17 protein-coding genes are annotated in these 21,395 nt (G+C 68.8%); 8 read left to right on the forward strand and 9 right to left on the reverse strand.

Annotated features, from left to right (window positions below; all coding sequences use genetic code 11):
- The first annotated feature begins 68 nt into the window (after nucleotides 1–68).
- A complete protein-coding gene (locus CKW34_RS06020) occupies nucleotides 69–1,091 on the forward strand; it encodes an alpha/beta hydrolase (protein WP_059381547.1) in 1,023 nt (340 codons plus the stop codon).
- Here the strand turns inward: CKW34_RS06020 and CKW34_RS06025 are convergent.
- Together CKW34_RS06025 and CKW34_RS06030 are read right to left on the reverse strand one after the other, a co-directional pair.
- Nucleotides 1,081–1,794 (reverse strand): type 1 glutamine amidotransferase domain-containing protein, encoded by a 714-nt coding sequence (locus CKW34_RS06025; RefSeq protein WP_059381546.1) that lies wholly within the window; start codon nucleotides 1,792–1,794, stop codon nucleotides 1,081–1,083. The two genes, CKW34_RS06020 and CKW34_RS06025, sit on opposite strands and share 11 nt — an antisense overlap.
- A 130-nt stretch (nucleotides 1,795–1,924) precedes the next feature.
- Nucleotides 1,925–2,938, reverse strand: coding sequence for a hypothetical protein (locus CKW34_RS06030; protein ID WP_059381610.1), 1,014 nt, complete (start codon nucleotides 2,936–2,938; stop codon nucleotides 1,925–1,927).
- Nucleotides 2,939–3,227: 289 nt separating this feature from the next.
- On the opposite strand from CKW34_RS06030, the gene CKW34_RS06035 reads away from it, so the two are divergent.
- From CKW34_RS06035 to CKW34_RS06065, 7 genes are all read left to right on the forward strand, one after another.
- A complete protein-coding gene (locus tag CKW34_RS06035; protein ID WP_059381545.1) occupies nucleotides 3,228–3,584 on the forward strand; it encodes a hypothetical protein in 357 nt (118 codons plus the stop codon).
- A gap of 66 nt (nucleotides 3,585–3,650) precedes the next feature.
- Nucleotides 3,651–4,151: a DUF2505 domain-containing protein gene (locus CKW34_RS06040; RefSeq protein ID WP_059381544.1), complete on the forward strand. Its 501-nt coding sequence runs from the start codon at nucleotides 3,651–3,653 to the stop codon at nucleotides 4,149–4,151.
- A 168-nt stretch (nucleotides 4,152–4,319) separates the two neighbouring features.
- Entirely contained in the window at nucleotides 4,320–4,517 is a 198-nt protein-coding gene (locus CKW34_RS06045; RefSeq protein WP_059381543.1) for a hypothetical protein, read from the forward strand.
- Between the two features lie 128 nt (nucleotides 4,518–4,645).
- Nucleotides 4,646–7,939, forward strand: a complete 3,294-nt coding sequence (recC, locus tag CKW34_RS06050; RefSeq protein ID WP_059381542.1) for an exodeoxyribonuclease V subunit gamma — start codon at nucleotides 4,646–4,648, stop codon at nucleotides 7,937–7,939.
- 14 nt (nucleotides 7,940–7,953) lie between these two features.
- Nucleotides 7,954–11,286: a UvrD-helicase domain-containing protein gene (locus CKW34_RS06055; RefSeq protein WP_059381541.1), complete on the forward strand. Its 3,333-nt coding sequence runs from the start codon at nucleotides 7,954–7,956 to the stop codon at nucleotides 11,284–11,286.
- 8 nt (nucleotides 11,287–11,294) lie between these two features.
- Complete coding sequence (recD, locus tag CKW34_RS06060; RefSeq protein WP_059381609.1) at nucleotides 11,295–13,175, forward strand: exodeoxyribonuclease V subunit alpha; 1,881 nt, start codon at nucleotides 11,295–11,297, stop codon at nucleotides 13,173–13,175.
- Nucleotides 13,176–13,290: 115 nt separating this feature from the next.
- The gene (locus tag CKW34_RS06065) at nucleotides 13,291–14,718 is read left to right on the forward strand and encodes a lipase maturation factor family protein (RefSeq protein WP_059381540.1); all 1,428 of its coding nucleotides are present in this window, start codon (nucleotides 13,291–13,293) and stop codon (nucleotides 14,716–14,718) included.
- A gap of 21 nt (nucleotides 14,719–14,739) precedes the next feature.
- On the opposite strand, the gene CKW34_RS06070 is transcribed toward CKW34_RS06065, so the two are convergent.
- From CKW34_RS06070 to CKW34_RS06100, 7 genes are all read right to left on the reverse strand, one after another.
- A complete protein-coding gene (locus CKW34_RS06070; protein WP_231921806.1) occupies nucleotides 14,740–15,324 on the reverse strand; it encodes a hypothetical protein in 585 nt (194 codons plus the stop codon).
- 76 nt (nucleotides 15,325–15,400) lie between these two features.
- Nucleotides 15,401–15,955 (reverse strand): sugar O-acetyltransferase, encoded by a 555-nt coding sequence (locus tag CKW34_RS06075; protein ID WP_059381538.1) that lies wholly within the window; start codon nucleotides 15,953–15,955, stop codon nucleotides 15,401–15,403.
- 21 nt (nucleotides 15,956–15,976) lie between these two features.
- A complete protein-coding gene (locus CKW34_RS06080) occupies nucleotides 15,977–17,056 on the reverse strand; it encodes an ABC transporter ATP-binding protein (protein WP_059381537.1) in 1,080 nt (359 codons plus the stop codon).
- A gap of 33 nt (nucleotides 17,057–17,089) precedes the next feature.
- Entirely contained in the window at nucleotides 17,090–17,980 is an 891-nt protein-coding gene (locus tag CKW34_RS06085; RefSeq protein WP_059381536.1) for a carbohydrate ABC transporter permease, read from the reverse strand.
- The gene (locus tag CKW34_RS06090) at nucleotides 17,977–18,942 is read right to left on the reverse strand and encodes a carbohydrate ABC transporter permease (protein ID WP_059381535.1); all 966 of its coding nucleotides are present in this window, start codon (nucleotides 18,940–18,942) and stop codon (nucleotides 17,977–17,979) included. The genes CKW34_RS06085 and CKW34_RS06090 overlap by 4 nt, the downstream gene beginning before the upstream one ends.
- Nucleotides 18,939–20,294 carry an ABC transporter substrate-binding protein gene (locus CKW34_RS06095; protein WP_231921807.1) on the reverse strand — a complete coding sequence of 452 codons (1,356 nt, stop codon included), beginning with the start codon at nucleotides 20,292–20,294 and terminating at the stop codon, nucleotides 18,939–18,941. The genes CKW34_RS06090 and CKW34_RS06095 overlap by 4 nt, the downstream gene beginning before the upstream one ends.
- A gap of 11 nt (nucleotides 20,295–20,305) precedes the next feature.
- On the reverse strand, nucleotides 20,306–21,367 hold the full coding sequence (locus CKW34_RS06100; RefSeq protein WP_059381534.1) for a sugar-binding transcriptional regulator: 1,062 nt from the start codon (nucleotides 21,365–21,367) through the stop codon (nucleotides 20,306–20,308).
- Nucleotides 21,368–21,395 lie beyond the last annotated feature (28 nt).

Below are 21,395 nucleotides of genomic sequence, written 5' to 3' on the forward strand. Positions count from 1 at the left end.
CGCACTGTTTGACATGATCGTTCGGTCCGGATCCACCCGGGCGCATCGTGACCGGGCAGGAGTGACAGGTGTCGGAGGGCAGTACGGACAGAGCGCCGCGTCGGCGTGTCGGTCGATGGATCCTGATCGTCTTCGTCGTGGTGCTCGTCGTCGTGGCGGCGGCGTTCGTCCTCACCCCCGTGCCGGGATCACTGGTGGTGCGGAAGGTGTTCGAACGCGACGCGCGGGAGCAGACCGCAAAGCTCGCGGTGGGTGCTCCGGAGACGGACTTCGTCGCCGACCTCCACTATCGGGAGGACGACCCGGACGCCTACCTCGACGTATACACACCGCCGGGGACCACCGAGGCGCTGCCGACGATCGTGTGGACGCACGGCGGCGCGTGGCTGTCGGGCAACCGCACCAACTACGCGGGCTACTACCGGCGTCTCGCGGGGGCCGGATTCACGGTCGTGTCGGTCGGTTACTCGCTCGCACCGGGACACCGCTACCCGACTCCGGTGCGGCAACTCGTCGACGCACAGAGCTACCTGCTCGAGCACGCCGACGAACTGCACATCGACACCGACCGGATCGTGCTCGCGGGCGACTCGGCCGGGGCGCAACTGTCCGCGCAGATCGCCGCGGCGGTCACCGACCCGGACTACGCCGCGACCCTCGGTGTCGACCCGGCCTTCACTCCGGAGAACGTTCGCGGTGTCGTGCTCAACTGCGGCATCTACGACGTGTCCGCGATCGGTGGGAGCGGCGGGCTGATCGGATGGGGCGTGGAGCAGGCGATGTGGGCCTACACCGGCGCCCGGGAGTTCGCCACTTCGGATGCGGCGGGCCAGATGTCGGTGTTGAACTCGGTCACCGAGAACTTCCCGGCCACCTACATCTCCGGTGGCAACGCCGATCCGCTCACCGCCACCCAGTCCGAGAGGCTCGCGCAGCGGCTCACCGGACTGGGTGTGCAGGTGGATGCGTTGTTCTATCCGGACGATCACACACCGGAACTGGCACACGAGTACCAGTTCGATCTGTCGACACCGGATGCGCGTGCCGCGCTCGAGCGGACGATCGATTTCGTCCGCAAGGTCACGACGTAGCGCGCGCGGGGATCTCGGCGACGACGCGTTCGGCGAGCGGCCGCGAGGAGGCCGGGTTCTGGCCCGTGTACAGGACGCGGTCGACCACCACGTGCGGCTGCCAGGCGTCCGTGGACGAGAAGACCGCGCCCGCCTCCTGGAGTCGGTCCTGCAGCAGCCAGGGTGCCTTGTCGGCCAGTCCTGCCTGGACCTCCTCGATGTTCGTGAACGCCGTCAGGCTGTAACCCTCGAACAGCCAACGGCCGCCGGACTCGTGGGCGGTGAGCAGGGCCGCCGGGGCGTGGCACACCATCGCGACGACCTTGTCGGCCTCGACGAAGTGCCGCACGAGTTCACCGAACCGCTCGTCGACGGCCAGATCCTCCATCGGGCCGTGGCCACCGGGCACGAACAGCAGGTCGAAGTCCTCTGCTCGCTGGTCCTCGAGCACCGCCGCACCGGCGAGCACCGGCTGCAGCTTCTCGAGCGACGACTTCAACTCGGCCACGCGGTCCTCGCCGCCCGCAGCGTCGGGTTCGAGGCTGGCCTGGTCGACGACGGGCGTGCGGCCGCCCGGAGTGGCAACGGTGATGTCGTAGCCGGCCTCGTCGAAGACGGTGTACGGCTCGACGAGCTCCTCCGCCCAGAAGCCCGTGGGGTGGCGGGTGCCGTCCTGCAACGTCCAATGATCGGCGGAGCTGACGACGAAGAGGATGCGGGTCATGGTGTGTCCTTTCGAATGAACGTAGAGGTCGCGTACCCGCTGTGAGCGGGGCCGACACGAGGAGTGACGACGATCGCCGGGCCCACGAGGGACCCGGCGATCGTGTGACGTGACTGTGGGGTGCGGCGGATCAGACGCCGACCACCTCCTGAGCGATGGCGGCCAGACGGGTCTGGGCCGCGGAGATCACGCCGTGTCGTGCCTTGTGCGCTTCCTCGTAGGCGACGATCGCCCGGATGTCCGCCGGCTCGGTCAGTTCCTTGACCGCCGCCACCGCCTTCGGGACGGTGAGATCGTCGTAGTTCCGGATCGGCAGCTCCTCCTCGGTGAGGACACCCGAGGCGCTGCGTGCCTTGTGCAGGGCGTCGGCGGTGCCGTCCGCACCTTCACGACGGCTCACGCGCTCGGCCGTCTCGAGAGCCGCGTCGCGCGAGGCGCCGATCGTCTTGGCTGCGACGTCACCGGCATGTGCGCCGCGTGAGAGCAGCGATTCGATGCGGGGACGCGTCGAGCGGGCGACGTCGATCGCTCGATCGATGCTGCGCGCCGACCAGGTGACCGGCGTGTTGACCAAGCGCACCGCTGCGCCGGCCGCGGCCTGCAGAGGAGTGCGACGCAGAGCGGCAGGGCCGCCGAGCGCTTCCTCCGCGATGACGGTGGTGAGCCATTCGACCGTCGCCGTGTGGGCCGTGATCAGGCGGTCCGCCAGCGACACGATCGACTTGTGTCCGCCTGCGGTGGCCAGCGCCTTCACGTAGCGGGCGCGGTCGAGGAGCTGATGTTCGAGGGCGAGGTCGGACAGCAGTGCTTCGTCGAACGGCTGCGCCTGCTCGGTGAGGGTCTTCACCATGATGGCGGCGCGGCCGATGAACGGCCCGACCACATCGGGAAGTCCGCCCAGATCGCGGATCGCCTCTTCGATCGCCACCGCACGGATGCGGCAGTTCTCGGCGTTCTCGGTCAGCTCCTTGCGTACCGCTTCGGTTCGGGCCTGCGCGACACGCGTTTCGGCGACCTGGGTCTCTGCATGGGTCAGTTCGTGGAGAGTGCGCAACTGGGTGAGCAACGCGGGAGTTCGGTTCTCTGTCAACGTGCGTTCGCCTCCTTCGCACTGGAAGAGTCGGTGATCTACCGACGAATTCACATCCATCGAGAAAATGACGTGACAACTGTCGGCTACCCGACCCCCGGAACTGCTAACGTCTATGTGATCCATAACACACCCCCTGGTTGGGTTCGTTGCTGTAGTGACCACTCGGCGCACGTGAGTCACACCGGTTCCGGTTTGAGCCGGTTACTCGCGGGGAAACTTCGGAGCACACCTTGACGTGAGAGATCGGAGGCCGGGACGAGGCGCGGTCCGCCTGACCACTCAGGTGACCGGCGACCGTGAGACGGCCGCAAATAGTACGAAGGAAAGCGGGGACGACACGATGACCACGGCAGCACCCGTCATGCCCACGGACGTGATCACCGCTCCGGCGACGGTTGCTCCGTCGCAGCCGGCCGAGACTCCGGCGCAGACGATCGACGCGCGGCCCGTCGAGGCCCCGCAGCCGGTGGACATGGCCCCGCAGTCGGTGGACGCGACGCCGGACGAGGCGGACCCGCCGGTGACGGAGGAGCTGCCGGCTCTGCTCGAGCACCCCATCGCGGGTCTGCTGATGTTCGTCGTCCTCGCCGTCTGCGGATTCGCAGCCGCCGCGGTGGTCGCAGGATCTCTGGCGGCCGGGCTCGCTCTGGTGGCGGTCGTCGGAGGAGTGGCGGCGCCTCTCGTCGCTGTTCTCTGACGTGGCAGAGCGTCACCGGTAGGCCCGTTTCGTCCAGATCCGGGCGGGAGGCTATCGTCTCCGGTCATGTCCAAGGAATTCGTTTTCACGTCCACGCTCGACCACAGCGTCGAACGCGTCCACGGCGCTTTGACCAGCGAGGACTTCTGGAACAGTCGGTTGGCTGCGAGCCGAACCGGCGTGGGGCAGCTCGAGGTCGGCTCCGGCCCCGGAACCTTCCGCGCGAAGGTCTCCGACCAGATCGACACCTCCGCTCTGCCCGCCGTCGTCCGGGGCGTGGTGCGAGGACCTCTGATCATCGAGCGCACCGACGAGTGGGGTGGACTCGAGGGCGGTGCGGCGCAGGGAACCCTCGCGGGCAGCACGTCGGGACTGCCGATCACGATCGCGGCCCGTTCGGAGCTGCGCGGCAACGCGGCCGGCGGCACCGAGATCGAGGTGCGTGGCGAGGCCACCGTCAAGGTCCCCGTCGTCGGCGGGCAGATCGAGGGCCTGATCGTCCAGCTCGTCGAGAACATCGTCCAGAACGATCGGACCGACATCGACAAGTGGCTGACCGAGAACTGACCCGAGGGGTCGCCTGATCGGTCGGCTCCCGATCGGTGGGCCGTCATCCGTTCCGATGCCGCCGTTCCTCTCCGGAGGTGCGGCGGCATCGTCGTTCCCGCAGGATTCGTCGACGACACACCGGGTCGGGTCGTTGATGAGTGGTGTGACCCGGGCCACCATCGGATCATGTCGATGCCGTGGGACGAGGACGGCGGCTACGCGTGGGAACGCCGCGAGGCCGGATACACCTGGGAGCAGATCGGCAGCGAACTCGGTTGCCCTGCTCATGTCGCACAGAATCTGGGGGAGCGATACCACGCGGATGTCACCGCCGAGATGACGAGGAACCAGCTGTCGCTGTTCGACATCTCGACGGAGACCTGACCGTTCCGGGCAGGTCCTGCCTGCCGACCCTCCGCCGCATGCACCCGCGACCTGCGGCGCAGTCGCCTGTCCGGGCGGTGTGATAAGCCGTACCCGACGGAACGAGCGACGACGAGGGAGAGCGACGCGTGCTGATACTGCACCGTGCCGAGCGCACCGGCATCCTGGCGGATGCGCTGGCCGAGGTGCTCGCCCAGCCCCTCGACGATCCGTTCGCGCGGGAGGTCGTCGCGGTGCCCGCGCGCGGTGTCGAAAGATGGCTCACCCAGCGGTTGTCGGGAATGCTCGGTTCCTCCGCCGGCGACGGGGTGGCCGCCAACATCGACTTCCCGTCCCCGTCCCGCCTCGTCGACGAAGCGCTCGCCGCGGCCTCCGGCATCACCGCCGACGACGATCCGTGGCATCCCTCCCGCATGTTGTGGTCGCTGCTCGGGGTGATCGACGAGTGCGTCGGCGAACCGTGGTGCGCCACCCTCGCGCGGCATCTCGGCCACGGCGCCGACGACCACCGGGCCGGACGCCGGTACGCCACCGCAGCGCATCTCACCGGCCTGCTCCGCAGTTACGGACTCCAGCGCCCCGGGATGATCGCCCAGTGGGCGGCGGGGAACGACACCGACGGCACGGGTGCGCCCCTCGACGACCACCTGCGTTGGCAGGCCGAGCTGTGGCGACGGCTGCGCGCCCGCATCGGGGTCGACAGCCCGTCGCAGCGACTCGACGAACTGTGCGGCCGGCTGCGCAACGACCCCGACGTCGTCGACCTGCCCGAACGACTGTCGATCTTCGGTCCGACCCGGCTCGACACCGCCCTCGTCGAGGTGCTGTCCGCGCTCGGGCACCACCGCGACGTGCACATCTGGCTCCCGCACCCGAGCCCGGTGATGTGGGACGGACTGACCCGCCGCCCGGCGTCGATGCGCCGCGCCGACGACCACAGTGCCCTCGGGGTGCAGCACCCGCTGCTCGCCGCGCTCGGCCGCGACGTGCGCGAACTCCAGAGCCGGCTCTCCGGCCTCGAGTGCACCGACGTTCCCCATCCCTCACCCCGGCCGCCGTCGACGCTCCTCGGCCGGTTGCAGGCCGATCTCCGCGACGACCGCGCCCCCGAACGCGGATCGGCCGCGCCCGACGGGACCGTGATGATCCATGCCTGCCACGGCCCCACCCGACAGATCGAGGTGCTCCGCGAGTGCCTGCTGCACCTGTTCCGCGACGACCCCACGCTCGAACCGCGCGACGTCGTCGTCATGTGCCCCGACGTCGAGACGTACGCGCCGCTCGTCCACGCCGCCTTCGGTGCCGGAGTCGGTGAGCATCCCGGCCACACGCTGCGGGTCCGTCTCGCCGATCGTGGCCTGCGCCGCACCGATCCGGTGCTTGCGGTGGTGTCCGAACTGCTCGCGCTCGCCGACGGCCGGGTCACCGCCAGCGAGGTCCTCGATCTCGCCGCCTCCGCCCCGGTGCGCCGCAAGTTCGGATTCGACGACGACGAGCTCGAACGCCTGCAGGAGTGGACCACCGAGACCGGTGCCCGTTGGGGTCTCGGCCCGTGGCAGCGCAAGAGCTTCGGTCTCGGCGACTTCATGCAGAACACCTTCGGGGCGGCACTCGACCGCATCCTTCTCGGTGTCGCCGCCGACGGAGCGGACGGGGAGTGGCTGTCGCTGTCACTGCCCCTCGACGACGTCGACAGCAACGACATCGACCTCGCCGGTCGGTTCGCCGAGTTCATCGACCGGCTGACGGTGGTGCTGCTCCGACTGCGCGGCCCGCATCCGGCGGCGCGGTGGTCGGACGAACTCGGTTACGGCATCGACCTGCTCACCGACGTTCCCACCGCCGACGCATGGCAGCTCACCCGCGCGCGGCGCGAGATCGGCGACGCCGTCGAGCATGCCGGCGACACGCGGTTGTCCCTGAGCGACGTCCGATCCATGCTCTCCTCCCGGCTCGCCGGGCGTCCGTCGCGCTCGAACTTCCGGACCGGCGAACTGACCGTGTGCACGATGGTGCCGATGCGCTCGGTGCCCCATCGTGTGGTGGTGCTCCTCGGTCTCGACGACGACGTCTTCCCCCGCACGGCCCACATCGACGGCGACGACGTCCTGACCCAGAATCCCTGTGTGGGAGAGCGTGATCCGCGCAGCGAGGACAGGCAGTTGCTCCTCGACGCGCTGATGGCCGCGGAAGAACGGGTGCTGTTGTTCCACACCGGCGCCGACGCTGTCACCGGAGCGCTGCGCCCACCGGCGATTCCGCTCACCGAGGTGCGCGACGTGGTGGCGACGATGACGGGCGTCGACGTCGACGACGAACGCATCGTTCGGCGACATCCCCTGCAGCCCTTCGATCCGCGCAACTTCCGGGCCGACGACCCGTTCGGGTTCGGTGTCACCGCACTCGCGGGAGCCCGTGCCGGGCAAGGAGGTTCGACCGCGCGCGACCGACCGGGCGCGCTCCTCGTCGACGATCTTCCGGCCCCGGCGCGCACGGATGTCGATCTCGACGAACTCGTCGCCTTCCTGACACATCCGACGCAGGGATTCCTCCGGCAGCGGCTGGGCCTGCGTATCCCCGACACCGACGAGGGCATCGCCGACGCGCTCGACGTCGAGCTCGACGGTCTCGCGCAGTGGCAGCTCGGCGACCGCATGCTCGAAGCGCGGCTGGCGGGCATGTCCGCGGGCGCCTTCCAGGACGCGGAGTGGCGGCGCGGCACGCTCCCACCCTTCGCGCTCGGCCGCAAGACGCTCGACGCGGTGAGCGACAACGTCGAACGCCTCGTGCACGCCTGCGCCGGTGTGCACACCGGGCAGGCCCGCACCGTCGACATCCGCGTGGATCTCGGCGACGGCCGTCGGCTCACCGGAACCGTCGGAGGTGTGCACGGCGAGGTGCTGGCCCGCAGCACGTATTCCAAGCTGTCCCCGAAACACCGGCTCGAAGCATGGATCCGGTTGCTCGCCGTCGTCGCCTCGGGTCATCCCGGGCAGTGGCGTGCGGTGACCACGGGACGCAGCCGCTCACGCTCGTATCCGGCCTGGCGCTCGACCCTTCTGGCTCCCGCCGATCCCGTCGCGCTGCTCGCCGCACTCGTCGATCTGCGCGACCACGGACTGTGCCGGCCGCTGCCGCTCGTGACGGGCGCGTCGGCCGAGTACGCCGATCGCCGCCACCGCGGTGATTCCGTGGAGATGGCACTGTCGGCCGCCGGGAAGGCGTTCGGTGGCGCGTTCGGCGACGGCAAGGACCGTCACGTGCAGTACCTGTACGGACCCGATGTGACGCTCGGCCGGCTCACCGCCGACGCGCCGGACGGCGTCGAGGCCGGCTGGTTCGACGACCCCAGCCGTTTCGGTGTGCTCGCCCGACGGTTGTGGGAACCCCTGCTCGCCTCCGAGAACCAGGGACGCCCGTGAGAGAAGGACACAGCGTGCCCGACACCGCTATCACCGATCCCCGCGACGCGGGCGGCCCGCCGCCGGCAGGCTTTGATCTGCTCGGCCCGCTCCCGAGCGGCACCACCGTACTCGAGGCCAGCGCGGGAACGGGAAAGACATATGCGATCGTCGGGCTCGCCACCCGGTTCGTCGCCGAAGGACACGCCCGCCTGTCCGACCTGCTGCTCGTCACCTTCAGCCGGGCCGCGACGCAGGAACTGCGTGAACGCACCCGGAACCGGTTCGCGCAGGTCGCCACCGCCCTCGCCGATCCCGACGGTGCACGGGCGAGCAACGACATGCTCGTCCGTCATCTCGCGAGCGAGGACGTCGACGCGCGGCGGGCCCGGCTGCGACAGGCGTTGTCCGACTTCGACTCCGGCACCATCTCCACCACGCACGGTTTCTGCCGCCGCATGCTCGACGAACTCGGCATCGCCGGCGAACGCGAACCCGACGTCACGGTCGTCGAGGACGTCGACGACCTGCGAGCAGAGGTCGTCGCCGATCTCTACCTGCGGCGCTACGGCAGGGGACAAGCCCCCATCACCTACGCCGAGGCGGCCGTCGCCGCGAAGGAGGCGATCTTCGACCCGCAGGCCGAACTCGCACCGAACGATGCCGACGGCACCGCGGCCGGTGAACGGGTGGAGTTCGCGCGAGCGGTCCGCGAGGAGGTCGAGCGACGCAAGCGCCGGCTCGGACTGCGCGACTTCGACGACCAGTTGTCCCTGCTGCACGCGGTGCTCGGCGATCCGGAGCACGGCGACGCCGCCTGCCGGCGGGTGCGCGCGCGTTTCTCCGTCGTCCTCGTCGACGAGTTCCAGGACACCGACCCCAAGCAGTGGGAGATCCTGCGCCGGGCATTCCACGGGCACAGCACGCTCGTGCTCGTCGGCGACCCGAAGCAGGCCATCTACGCCTTCCGCGGCGCAGAGGTGCTCAGCTATCTCGATGCCGTCTCCGAATCCGACACCTACTGCGAGCTGACCACCAACTGGCGCAGCGACGGCGATCTCGTCCGGGCGCTCGAACACGTCCATCTCGGTGCCACCCTCGGTGATCCGCGCATCGTGGTGAACCCGGTGAAGGCGGCGGCCGCCGATTCCCGGCTCTCGGGCATCGCGCCCCTGCGCGTGCGCCACCTGCCCCGTGCCGGTGCCGGTCCGCTCAACGACTGGGGTTTCCCGCAGAATCTCGACGGCCTGCGCGGGCGGGTCGCCCGCGACGTCGCGGCCGACATCGTGCGCCTGCTCGACGACGAGAACGTCACCGTCGACCTCGGTTCCGGCCCCGAACGCGTGCAACCCGGGCACATCGCCGTCCTCGTACGCAAGCACAAGCAGGTGACGCTCGTCCACGACGCTCTGACGAAGGCGAACGTGCCGTGCGTGGTCGCCGGGGGCACGAGTGTGTTCGCCACACCGTCCGCGCAGCACTGGCTGTGGGTGCTCTACGCGCTCGAGCAGCCCCATCGCGCCGATCGTGTCCGGCTCGCCGCGCTCACTCCGCTGCTGGGCCGCACGATGACCGACATCGATTCGGAGGGCGAAGCGCTGGTCGTGGAGGTCGGCGGACTGCTGCGCGAACTGAACGACGTCTACGCCCGTACCGGATTCGCCGCCGTCTTCGAGCGACTGGCGTCCTTCGGTTCGGTCGAGGCCCGCCTCCTCGACGAGCCGTCCGGGGAACGCACCCTCACCGATATCCGGCACGTCGCGCAGCTGCTCGAGGACGTCGCCTCGGCACAGTCGCTGGGGCTGGCCGCGCTCACCCGTTGGCTCGAGGATCGCATCAACGACCCCGACCGTGGTGGGGCCGACCGGATCCGGCGTCTCGACAGCGACGCCGCGGCGGTCCAGATCCTCACCGTGCACGGCAGCAAGGGACTCGAGTTCCCCGTCGTCCACGTTCCGTACGGGTGGGATGCCGCGAAGAACCCCGAGCCCGACAAGCTGCTGCTGCACGAGAACGGCCGACGCATCCTCGACGTGGGCGGCAAGAGCGGTCCCGGCTACGTCGCGCGGCGTCGTCAGCACGAACTCGAGGAGGCGGGGGAGGAACTGCGCCTGCTGTACGTGGCGGTGACGCGCGCGCAGTGTGCGCTCACTCTCTGGTGGGCGCCGTCCACTCCCACCTCGCGGTCGCCGCTGCACCGGTTGCTGTTCGCCCGCGAGCCCGGCTCGCCCGAGGTCGCCGCGGAGGGCCGGATCGGTCACGACGAGGCCATGGCCGAGGAATTCGAGCGGTGGGCTGTGCGCGCCGGTGGGGTCATCGCCGCCGAAGCGGTGGGGTCGCATCCGATTCCGGTGCTGCGCTGGACCCGCCCCCGAGTGGAGACCGGCCCTCTTGCCGCCGCCCGTTTCGATCGGGTCGTCGACGAGAACTGGCGCAGGACCTCCTATTCGGCGCTCACCGCCTCGGTGCACGATGCACCGGTGGTGAGCGGTGAGGTGGAGGAGCCGGTGACGATCGACGAGCCGGACGAGCCTCCGCTGAGCGCAACGGAACCCGCGTGGGAAGGCATCCCGTCACCGATGAACGGACTGCCGGGCGGCACCGTTTTCGGCACGCTGGTGCACGCCGTCCTCGAGGTCGTCGACACCTCCGCCCCAGATTTGGAGGCCGAACTGCTCGACTGCTGCCGCGAGACGGTGCGTCGCCAGATGTCGCCGATCGACCCCGCGCAGCTCGCGGCGGCGCTGCTCCCGGTGATGCGCACCCCGCTCGGGCCGCTCGGCCGGACCCTCGCGGATTTCGCTCCCTCCGACCGGCTCTCCGAACTCGACTTCGAGTTGCCGCTGACCGGCGGCGACAGTCCGGTGCCCGTCACCGTCACCCTCGACGCGGTCGGCGGGTTGCTGCGCCGGCACCTGCCCGCCGACGATCCGATGGCGGCCTACGCCGATCGGGTGCGCACCCTCGAACCCGTGCCGCTGCGGGGTTACCTCAACGGCAGTATCGACGCCGTACTGCGCACCGAGGGGCCGGCATTCGTCGTCGTCGATTACAAGACCAACCGGCTCGCGCCCGTCGACGAACTGACCACCGCGCACTACACCCGCGAGTCGATGGCAGCGGAGATGCTCCGCGCCCACTATCCGATGCAGGCTCTGCTCTATTCCGTTGCCCTGCACCGTTATCTGCGGTGGCGGATGCGCGACTACGACCCGCACGTCCATCTCGGTGGTGTGCAGTACCTGTTCGTCCGCGGCATGGCCGGACCGGACAGCCCATCCGGCAGCGGCGTGTTCGACTGGCACCCGCCGGCCGGCCTCGTCACCGACCTGTCCGACCTCCTCGCCGGAAAGGCCGTGATCTCGTGATCGAGTCCATGACCGACGTTCGGATCGCCCAGCGCGGCAAGGGCGCTCTGCGGCAGTTCAACGAGGTGGGCGCACTCTCCGCCGCCGACGTGCACGTCGCCCTGCGACTCGCGGCGCTCGGCGGCGAGGACGACCCGCACGTGCATCTCGCCACCGCGCTGGCGGTGCGCGCCGTGCGCTCCGGGTCGGTGTGCCTCGACCTCACGCGTTTCCGTGAGGTCACGGTCGAGGAGGACGCGGATGGTCATCCCGTCGTCGATCCCGCGAGCCTGCCGTGGCCCCGCGACGAGGACGTGCTCGCGGCGCTGCGTCGCAGCCCTCTCGTCGTCGGCGGCGACCGCGGGCCTCTGCGTCCGTTGCGTCTCGTCGACACCGCGGAAGGTCCGCTGCTGTATCTCGACCGGTACTTCCGGCAGGAGCAGACGATCCGCCGGGTGCTCGCCGAACGTACGGCGACCTTCCCGGACCTCGACGAGGAGCGCATCGCGGCGACGCTCGACGAGCTGTTCCACCATCCCGACGATCCCACCCGGCCCGCGTCGGCACCCGACCGTCAGCGCGTCGCGGCGGCGCTCGCGGCCACCCGCCCGACCGCGGTGATCGCGGGCGGACCGGGCACCGGCAAGACCCACACCGTGGCGCGGATCCTCGCGCTGCTCACCCGCCTGTACGGTCACGAACTGCGCATCGGCCTGGCCGCTCCCACCGGCAAGGCCGCTGCGCGCCTGCAGGAATCGGTGCGCGAGCAGGAGACCGAGCTGGGTCTGCCGCCGAATCTCACCGCCATGACCGTGCACCGCATGCTCGGCTGGCAGCGCGGCCGCACCCGCTTCCGCTACCACGCGGGCAATCATCTGCCGTACGACGTGATCGTCGTCGACGAGACGTCGATGGTGTCGTTGACGATGATGTGCCGCCTGCTCGAGGCGGTGCGTCCCGACACCCGGCTCGTCCTCGTCGGCGACCCCGACCAGCTCGCTTCCGTCGACGCCGGTGCGGTACTGGCCGACCTCGTGGGGCGACCGGTCAGCGGCACCCTCGATCCGGTCTTCGAGCGGGTCGTCACCCGCGATCTGGCAGCGGTTGGAGATCCTGCCAAGGAAAAGGGCTTCTCGGACAAGGAGCGCGACCGGTTGCGTGGCGGCGTTGTGCGCCTCAGTCGGGGACGCAGGTTCGGTGAAGCGATCGCGGACCTGGCCATTGCGGTACGCGAGGGTAAGGCGGATGAGGTACTGAGGATCCTGCGCAGCGGTGATCCGAAGGTGTCGTTCCTCGCTCCCAACGATCTCGACGCCCTGCGCGACGACATCGTCCGCTCCGCCGAGGAGGTCACCAAGGCCGCCGAGGCGGGCGAGGTGGATCCGGCGCTGAAGAGCTTCGAGAAACACCGATTGTTGTGCGCGCACCGCGACGGCCCGGCCGGTGTGCAGTGGTGGGCGCGGCAGGCCGCCGAATGGATCGGGGAGGCCGTGGGGCAGCGCCTCGATCCCGAGAGCTGGTATCCCGGCCGGCCGCTGCTCGTCACCGCGAACGACCACGACATGCAGATCTACAACGGCGACACCGGCGTGGTCGTGCGGCGCGGCGACGAACTCGTCGCGGCGTTCGCGCGCGGCGAGACGCCGTTCGAACTGCGCCCGAGTCAGCTGCCCGCGGTGAGCACCGTCTACGCGATGACGATCCACCGCAGCCAGGGTAGTCAGTACGGCACCGTCTCGGTGGTGCTGCCCGATTCCGGATCGGCGCTGCTCACCCGCGAACTGCTGTACACCGCGATCACGCGTGCGCGGTCGCACGTGCGGATCATCGGAACCGAGGACGCGGTACGCGCGGGCGTGGCACGGCAGGTGCTCCGAGCGAGCGGGCTGCGGCGGGAGATCCGCGTGTAGCCGGTCGTCTACAGTCGGTCGTCGGTCTCCCATCCTCGCGAGACCGTCTCCACCGGCGAACCGGACGTGGCATGCTCGAATCGGCGCGCACGACAGACGACGAACGAGCCGAGCGATGGACTGGTTGGACGCGGACGGGTACACGATCGGGCGGCTGCTGGTCACCCGTGGACTCGCGGCGCTGTACGCCGTCGCCTTCCTCGCAGCTCTGTTGCAGTTCCGGGCCTTGATCGGCGAACGCGGCATCCTTCCCGCCCCGCGATTCCTGTCTCTCACGTCGTTCCGGCAGTCGCCTAGCCTGTTCCACTGGAGATACTCCGACGGTCTGTTCACCGCGGTCGCCGCGGTGGGTCTCGTGCTGTCGGTGGTGACGATGCTCGGTGTCACCGAGCAGTTGCCGCTCGTGGTCTGCATGCTCGTGTGGTTCGTGATGTGGTTGCTGTACCTGTCGATCGTCAACGTGGGTCAGGTCTGGTACTCGTTCGGCTGGGAGTCGCTGCTGCTCGAGGCCGGCGTGCTCGCGATCTTCCTGGGCAACGCCGATACCGCGCCGCCGCTGCTCGTGCTGATCCTGCTGCGCTGGTTGTTGTTCCGGCTCGAGTTCGGTGCCGGGCTGATCAAGATGCGCGGCGACCGGTGCTGGCGCGACCTGACCTGTCTGTACTACCACCACGAAACCCAGCCGATGCCCGGCCCGCTCAGCCGGTACTTCCACCTGATCCCGCGGCCGCTGCACAAGGTGGAGGTGGCGGGTAACCATTTCACCCAGCTCGTCGTGCCGTTCGGGTTGTTCCTGCCGCAGCCGGTCGCCGGGATCGCCGCACTGATCATGATCGTCACGCAGTTGTGGCTGGTGACGAGCGGCAATTTCGCGTGGCTCAACTGGATCACCATCGTCATCGCGTTGTCGGTGGTGCCCGACAGTTTCTACGGGTTGCTGATCGACTCCACCACGACCTACGGTCCGACACCGATCGCGTTCACCGTCGTCGTGGTGGCGCTGACCGTGCTGGTCGCGGTGCTCAGCTACTGGCCGGTGGCGAACATGATGTCGCATCGGCAGGCGATGAACGCCTCGTTCAACAAGTGGCACTTCGTGAACACCTACGGCGCGTTCGGCACCGTCACACGCACCCGGCGGGAAGTGATCGTCGAAGGCACCACCGATGCGGTGGTGACACCGGCGACGGAGTGGCGCGAGTACGAGTTCAAGGGCAAACCGGGCGACGTGTACCGCAGGCCTCGTCAGTACGCGCCGTACCACCTGCGTCTGGACTGGTTGATGTGGTTCGCGGGGATCTCGCGCGACTACGCCGCGGGATGGTTCCCGCGGTTCGCGGGAAAACTGCTGGAGAACGATCCGGCCACCGTGAAACTGCTCCGGCACAACCCGTTCCCGGACGAACCGCCCCGTCTGGTGCGGGCCCGCCTGTTTCGCTACCGCTTCGCGACGCACGCCGAGCGACGCGCGACGGGCCAGTGGTGGATGCGGGACGAGATCGGCGATTTCATGATGCCGATGGCGCGGGACGACCTGCCCTGACCACCCCGAGCACCGCCGCGATCACCAGACTTCGCCGCCGGTCGCCGACACGGTGAATCCGTGGGCGTCCGTCTCGCACGTGACACCGGTCTTCTCGTCGACGGTGCACGTGAACGGATCGACGGTGAGAGTGCTGCCGTGCGGCAGCGTCTTCGGGGCACCCCCGAAATCCGTGAACGCGATGTCGCCGATGCTGACCCACTCTCCGGGACCGTCGCCTTCGAGCATCAGGGCGTTCGCGGGCACCAGCACGTCGGGCGCGCCGCTGCCGGGGACCCGGGGTGCACTCGTCGGCATCGTGCCCTGGCAGCCTGTCAGGGGAGCGGTGTGGACGAGGATGGCGCATCCGAACTGCCCGCCCGGCGACGCGAAGTAGTACACGCCTTCGCTGGTCGCGGCGTAGTCGTCGGGGTCGACGGGCTTCGGTGCGGCCGTGGTGGTCGTGGTCGTGGGCGGCGCCGACGAGGTGACGGTGGTGCTTGCCGGCTCGGTGGGTGCTTCGGATGCGATGGCCTCACCCTCCACGCTCCGCGAACACCCTGCCGCGACGAGTGCCGCACCCGCGACGACGACGAAGCTGACGAGGCGTGCGCGGCGACTGATCATGCGGGGCAGCATAGCGAGCGCCGGGATCGACGCAAGTTCCGCTCCGATCGGCTCGGAGGCGGTGGCTTCGATCGGCTCAGAGCCGGCGCGTCACCCGCGCAGGTACGCCCGTCGCCACGACGTTCGGCGGCAGGTCGCGGGTGACCACCGCGCCGGCTCCCACGACGGTGTTCTCGCCGATCGTGACGCCCGGTCCGACGATCGCGCCACCGCCGAGCCACACGTTGTCGCCGATCGTGATCGGTTGCGCCGATTCCCACTTCGCGCGGCGGAGATCGGGATCGAGCGGATGAGTGGGGGTGAGGAGTTGCACGTTCGGGCCGATCTGCACGTCCGAGCCGATCGTGATCGGCGCGACGTCGAGCATGATCGCGCCGAAGTTGACGAATGTTCCGTTCCCCACGGTGATCCGGTACCCGTAATCCACCTGCAGTGGCGGCCGGATCTCCACGTCGTCACCGATCGAGTCGAACAACTCCTCGAGCAGCGCGCGACGCGCATCCGGATCCGCTGCGCTCGACGCGTTGTACTTCTCGGTCAGCAGCGCTGCCCGCAGCGCGTCGGCGGCGAGTTCGGGATCGTCGGCGATGTAGAGTTCGCCGGCCAGCATCCGTTCCTTCTGCTCGCCCACAGTGATCCTTCCGTCGCCGGGTCAGTCGCCCACCCGCTCTCCGGTGTCGACGTGGAACAGGTGCACCGTACCTTCGCGCTTGCGCAGGTGCACGGTGTCGGCGAGGCGTGCGGGGGTACGGACCAGGGCCCGCGCGACCACCTGATTGCCGGTGCCGGGCACCCGCGTGTACAGGTACGACTCGCTGCCGAGTTCCTCGACGAGTTCGACGACGGCTTCGACGCCCTCGTCGGCGATCTCGAAGTCCTCGGGCCGGATCCCGGCGGTGACTTCCTCGATGCCTGCGGAGTGCAGTCGCGCGATGCGGTCGCGTTCGACGGGGATGACGGTGCTGCCCACGACGACTCCGTCGTCGACGACCTTCGCGCGGAGCAGGTTCATGGACGGCGAGCCGATGAAACCGGCGACGAATGCGTTGGCGGGACGGTCGTAGAGTTCGGTGGGGCTGGAGAACTGCTGCAGCACTCCGTTCTTCAGGACGGCGACGCGATCGCCCATCGTCATCGCCTCGACCTGGTCGTGGGTGACGTAGACGGTGGTGGTGCCGAGACGGCGTTGCAGCGCCGCGATCTCGGTGCGGGTCTGCACGCGCAGCTTCGCATCGAGGTTCGACAACGGCTCGTCCATGCAGAACACCTGCGGCTCACGCACGATCGCGCGTCCCATCGCGACGCGCTGGCGCTGACCACCGGACAGCTTGGCGGGCTTGCGGTCGAGGAACTGGGTCAAGTTCAGGATTTTCGCCGCTTCCTCGACCTTGCGGCGACGCTCGTCCGCGCTCACGCCGCGCATCTTCAGGGCGAAGCCCATGTTCTCGGCGACCGTCTTGTTCGGGTACAGCGCGTAGTTCTGGAAGACCATCGCGATGTCGCGGTCCTTCGACGGCACACCGGTCATGTCCTTGCCGCCGATGGAGATCGACCCCTCGTCGATGTCCTCGAGCCCGGCGAGCATGCGCAGCGCGGTGCTCTTGCCGGATCCGGACGGTCCGACGAGGACCACGAACTCGCCGTCCTCGATGTCGAGGTTCAGCGAATCGACCGCGAAGGTGTCGGAGTTCTCGTAGATGCACGAGGCGTTGCGGTAGGTGATGTCGGCCATGATGGAAGTCCTTGCTGGTAAAGGGAATCGGGTCTACTTGATGGCGCCGAACGACAGGCCGCGCACGAGCTTGTTCTGGGCGAGCCAGCCCGCGAGCACGACGGGCAGCGCCGCCATCGTCGCGGCGGCGGAGAGCCGGGCCCAGTACAGGCCCTCACCGGTGATGAAACCGACGAGGAAGACGGGAATCGTCTGCGCCTGGACGGCGGTCAGGTTGACGGCGAAGAAGAACTCGTTCCACGAGAAGATCACGCAGATCAGGGCGGTCGCGGCGATGCCGGGGGAGACGAGCGGGAGGATCAGCTCGCGTACCGCCGTCCACAGGCTCGCGCCGTCCATGCTCGCCGCCTCGAGCAGCTCGCCCGGGACCTCGAGGAAGAACGACCGCATCATCCATACCGCGATGGGCAGGTTCATCGCCGTGTACAGGATGATCAGGGCCCAGATGTTGTCGAGCAGACCGACGTTCGCGACGATCACGTATAGCGGGATGATCGCCGCGACGATGGGCAGCATCTTCGTGCTGATGAAGAAGAACAACACGTCCTTGGTCTTCTTCACCGGCCGCAGCGACAGCGCGAAGGCCGCCGGCACGCCGAGCAGCAGGACCAGCACCGTCGAGACGATGGTGGCGAAGGCCGAGTTGAGCAGGGCCGTGCCCACTCCGGTCTCGAACACCGCCCGGAACTGGTCGAGGGTGGGGGTGAAGAAGAACTTCGGTGGGTCGGAGTAGGCGTCGGCCTCCTGCTTGAAGGCGGTGAGCACCATCCAGAAGACCGGGAAGAAGAATCCGATGGCGGCGATCCACGCGACCACACCCCAGGGATTGAACTTGCGGTTCTTGCGTTTCCGGGCCGTGCGCATGACACGGCTGGTGGGTGCCGTGGTGTCCGAAGCTTGCGGCTCCGTGGCCGTGGTGCTCATGCCGCTTCCTCCTTGCCGGTGAACGATGTGAAGATCAGGCGCAGTGCGAAGGTGGCGATGACGATCGTGCCGATGACGACCACGACGCCCATTGCCGCCGCCTGGCCGATGTCGAAGCCGAGGAACGCGCGCTGGTAGATGTAGAACGGCAGGTTGGAGCTGGCCGTGCCGGGGCCGCCCTGGGTCATCATGTAGATCGCGTCGAATGTGTTCACCAGGTAGATCGCGCCGAGAACGGTGCCGAGTTCGATGAACCGGCGCAGGTGCGGCAGCGTCAGTTCCCGGAACAGGGCGAAGGCTCCGGCGCCGTCGACGCGGCCGGCCTCGAGGATGTCGCGGGGCATCGATTGCAGGCCGGCGAGGATGAGCAGCATCATGAACGGCGTCCACTGCCACACCAGCGCGACCATCACGGCAGGGAGCGGGAACCGGCTCACCCAGTCGACCTGCTCGACCCCGAACGGGGAGAGGACGAAGTTGACGATGCCGAAGACGGGATCGAACATCGACGTCTTCCAGATCAGCGCACTGGCGACCGGGGTGACGAGGAACGGTGTGATCAGCAGGGTCCGTGCGACACCGCGTCCGAGGAATGCCCGGTCGAGCAGGAGTGCGAGGAGCAGCCCGAGTATCACGGAGATCAGGACCGTGCCGACGATGAGGATCACCGTGTTCAGGGCGACCTGCCAGAACTGGCTGTCCTGGAAGACGTCGACGTAGTTCTGGAGGCCGACGAACCGGCGGGAGCCGGGGCTGACGAGGTTCCACGACTGGGTCGAGTAGTAGAGCGTGAACAGGAACGGGACCTGGGTGACCACGATCGTGAAGATCAGGGCCGGGAGCAGGGGTCCGCGTCGGCGCCATCCTTCGGCCCGCGAGATCTGCTCCTCCTTCGCTTCCCGTACGGCGCGGATGCGCTCGTCGGCGTCCGGCGCGGGACGCTGCGCTGCAGGTGCGGTCATGACGTCTTCTCCCGGTAGGTCGCGCCGACGGCCTCGGCGTACTTCTGTGCCTGGTCGAGGGCTTCCTCGACGCTCTGCCGTCCGGCGATGGCGGCGCTGATCTGCTGGCTGACCCGGGTGCCGAGATCCTGGAACTCGGGGATGGCCACGAACTGGATGCCCGTGTACGGGACGGGGTCGACCGTGGGGTTCTGCTGGTCGGCTCCTTCGATGGATTCGAGGGTGATCGGGCCGTAGGCCGCGGCAGCCTCGGCGTATTCGGGGATCTCGTAGGTCGACAGTCGGCTGCCCGGCGGCACCCGCTCCCAGCCGAGCTGCTCACCGACGGTGCGCAGGTACTGCTGGTCGGTCATCCACGAGATGAACTTCCAGGCGTCCTCGGTGTGCTCGCTGCTCGCCGGGATACCGAGTGACCACGTGTAGAGCCAGCCCGAGGGGTCCTTCTCCTGGACGGGGGCGGCCGCGTAGCCGATCTTGCCGACGACATTGCTCGAGGCGGGATCCTCGAGGGTCGAGACGGCGGAGGTGGAGTCGTACCACATGGCGACGCGTCCCTGCGCGAGTTGCGTTGCGCACTCGCTGAATCCGCTCGTCGCAGCGCCGGGCTGACCGTACTCGCGGACGAGGTCGACGTAGAACTGCACCGCCTCGCGCACCTCGGGGCTGTTCAGCTGCGCATTCCAGTTCTCGTCGAACCACCGTCCACCGAAGGTGTTGATGACGGTGTCGAGCGGTGCGAGCAGCTCACCCCAGCCGGGCTTGCCGCGCAGGCAGATGCCGTTGATGTCGGGGCCGTCGAGTTGCGCTGCGGCCTCGGCGACCTCGGTCCAGGTCGGCGGGTCGGACAGTGTGATGCCGGCCTGTTCGAACAGGTCCTTGCGGTACATCAGGAATGACGATTCGCCGTAGAAGGGCACCGAGTACATGTCGCCCTCGTACGAGAGTGCTTCGCGCAGAGAGGGAATGATGTCGTCGGCGTCGTAGCCGTCGGTCTGCTCGATGTACGGTGACAGGTTCGTGAGCCAGCCGTACTCCGCCCACTGGGGAGTCTCGTAGTTGCTGATCATCACGACGTCGAACTCGCCACCGCCCATCGCCGTGGACGCGGTGATCTTGGCGCGCGCCTCGTTCTCGGAGAGGGTGACGAACTTCAGGTCGATCTCCGGGTTCTCGGCCTCGAACTGCGAGGCGAGTTGCCGGGCGTCCTGCATCTGTGAGTTCGACACCATCGCGATGGTGACGGTGCGGCCGGACGTACCGATCGATCCTGCACCGGCACAACCGGTCAGTGCGACGCTCAGGGCCACGGCTCCTGCCGCGGCCGCGCGGATGGATCTTCTTGCTGTAGGCACGATGGTCTACCTCATTTCGGTGGTGCCTCGTCCTTCGGGGTGCCGTTCTCGAGGGCGTGGTCGGGATGGTCGAGCAGATACTGGGCGCACGCGATGTCGCAGACGAGCATGTTCGCGAGACCGCCTCGGAGAGCACCGAGTACAGCGCGGTGCTTGGACTGCCCGCCGGTGACGAGAATGGTGGCGGGGCAGTCGCGGACGTCGTCGAGGGGCACCGACATGGTTCGGGTCTCGAGTTCGCCGTGCACGGGGGTGCCGTCGGCGCGGAAGAACCGGCCGCCGATCTCGCCGACCGCACCGAGGCCGTCGAGTTCGTGGAGCATCGTGGTGTCGAGGAAGCTGCCCTCGAACAGGGTGGTCGAGGTCGACACCGCGCCCACACCGAAGAGCATCACCTCGGCGCGGCGCCCGACCTCGAGCGTGCGGGAGATCAACGAGTCGGCGTGCATCGATGCGACCGTGGACGGATCGGCGTACAGCGGTGTGGGAAGCCGGAGCGGTTGCGCCCGAAGTTGTTCGGCGCAGCGACCGAGGACGAACTCGGTGCCGGTCTGGTAGGCGCTCGTGGAGATGGATCCGTCGAGCTGGACGATCGTCGCGCAACTCGCGACACCCGACGGAAGGGCCTGTGCCACAGCGACGGTCTCCGGGCCCCATGTGAATCCGAGGGTGTCGGAGGGGCGGAGGCGCCGGGTGAGCAGGCCGGCGGCGGCGCGCCCGAGGGCGGCGAAGCTCGCGGAGTCCTCGATCGGGCCGGCGTCGTCGACGCGACGCCCGACCACTACGGCCTCGACGAGCCCGTAGCGCTCCTCGAGTGCCCGTTCGGTCTCGGCGTGCAGGTCGTCGCGCCAGGTGGGTGGCACGGTGACCTCGATGCGCACCAGGCCCTGGGCGCGAGCCCGCGCGACGAGCCGGCCGGCGGTGGGGCGGGAGACGCCGAGACGCTGCGCCACCTCGGCCTGCGTGAGGCCGTCGAGGTAGTAGAGCGTCGCGGCCCGCACGGCGAGACGGAGATCCTCGGTGGATACCGGGCTCTCCGTGTCCGGGATGTTGGTGGGGCCGGGGGCGGTCACGAGCTCTCCTTGGTGCGAGCAGTATTCA

This window comes from Rhodococcus rhodochrous (assembly GCF_900187265.1).
GTDB classification, from domain to species: Bacteria; Actinomycetota; Actinomycetes; order Mycobacteriales; family Mycobacteriaceae; genus Rhodococcus; species Rhodococcus rhodochrous.

Bases quoted from the DNA above. Each gene is read 5' to 3' on its own strand.
- CKW34_RS06025 (WP_059381546.1), bottom strand. From the start codon at position 1,794: ATGACCCGCATCCTCTTCGTCGTCAGCTCCGCCGATCATTGGACGTTG.
- CKW34_RS06035 (WP_059381545.1), top strand. From the start codon at position 3,228: ATGACCACGGCAGCACCCGTCATGCCCACGGACGTGATCACCGCTCCG.
- CKW34_RS06040 (WP_059381544.1), top strand. From the start codon at position 3,651: ATGTCCAAGGAATTCGTTTTCACGTCCACGCTCGACCACAGCGTCGAA.
- CKW34_RS06045 (WP_059381543.1), top strand. From the start codon at position 4,320: ATGTCGATGCCGTGGGACGAGGACGGCGGCTACGCGTGGGAACGCCGC.
- recD (WP_059381609.1), top strand. From the start codon at position 11,295: ATGACCGACGTTCGGATCGCCCAGCGCGGCAAGGGCGCTCTGCGGCAG.
- CKW34_RS06065 (WP_059381540.1), top strand. From the start codon at position 13,291: ATGGACTGGTTGGACGCGGACGGGTACACGATCGGGCGGCTGCTGGTC.
- CKW34_RS06070 (WP_231921806.1), bottom strand. From the start codon at position 15,324: ATGATCAGTCGCCGCGCACGCCTCGTCAGCTTCGTCGTCGTCGCGGGT.
- CKW34_RS06080 (WP_059381537.1), bottom strand. From the start codon at position 17,056: ATGGCCGACATCACCTACCGCAACGCCTCGTGCATCTACGAGAACTCC.
- CKW34_RS06085 (WP_059381536.1), bottom strand. From the start codon at position 17,980: ATGAGCACCACGGCCACGGAGCCGCAAGCTTCGGACACCACGGCACCC.
- CKW34_RS06090 (WP_059381535.1), bottom strand. From the start codon at position 18,942: ATGACCGCACCTGCAGCGCAGCGTCCCGCGCCGGACGCCGACGAGCGC.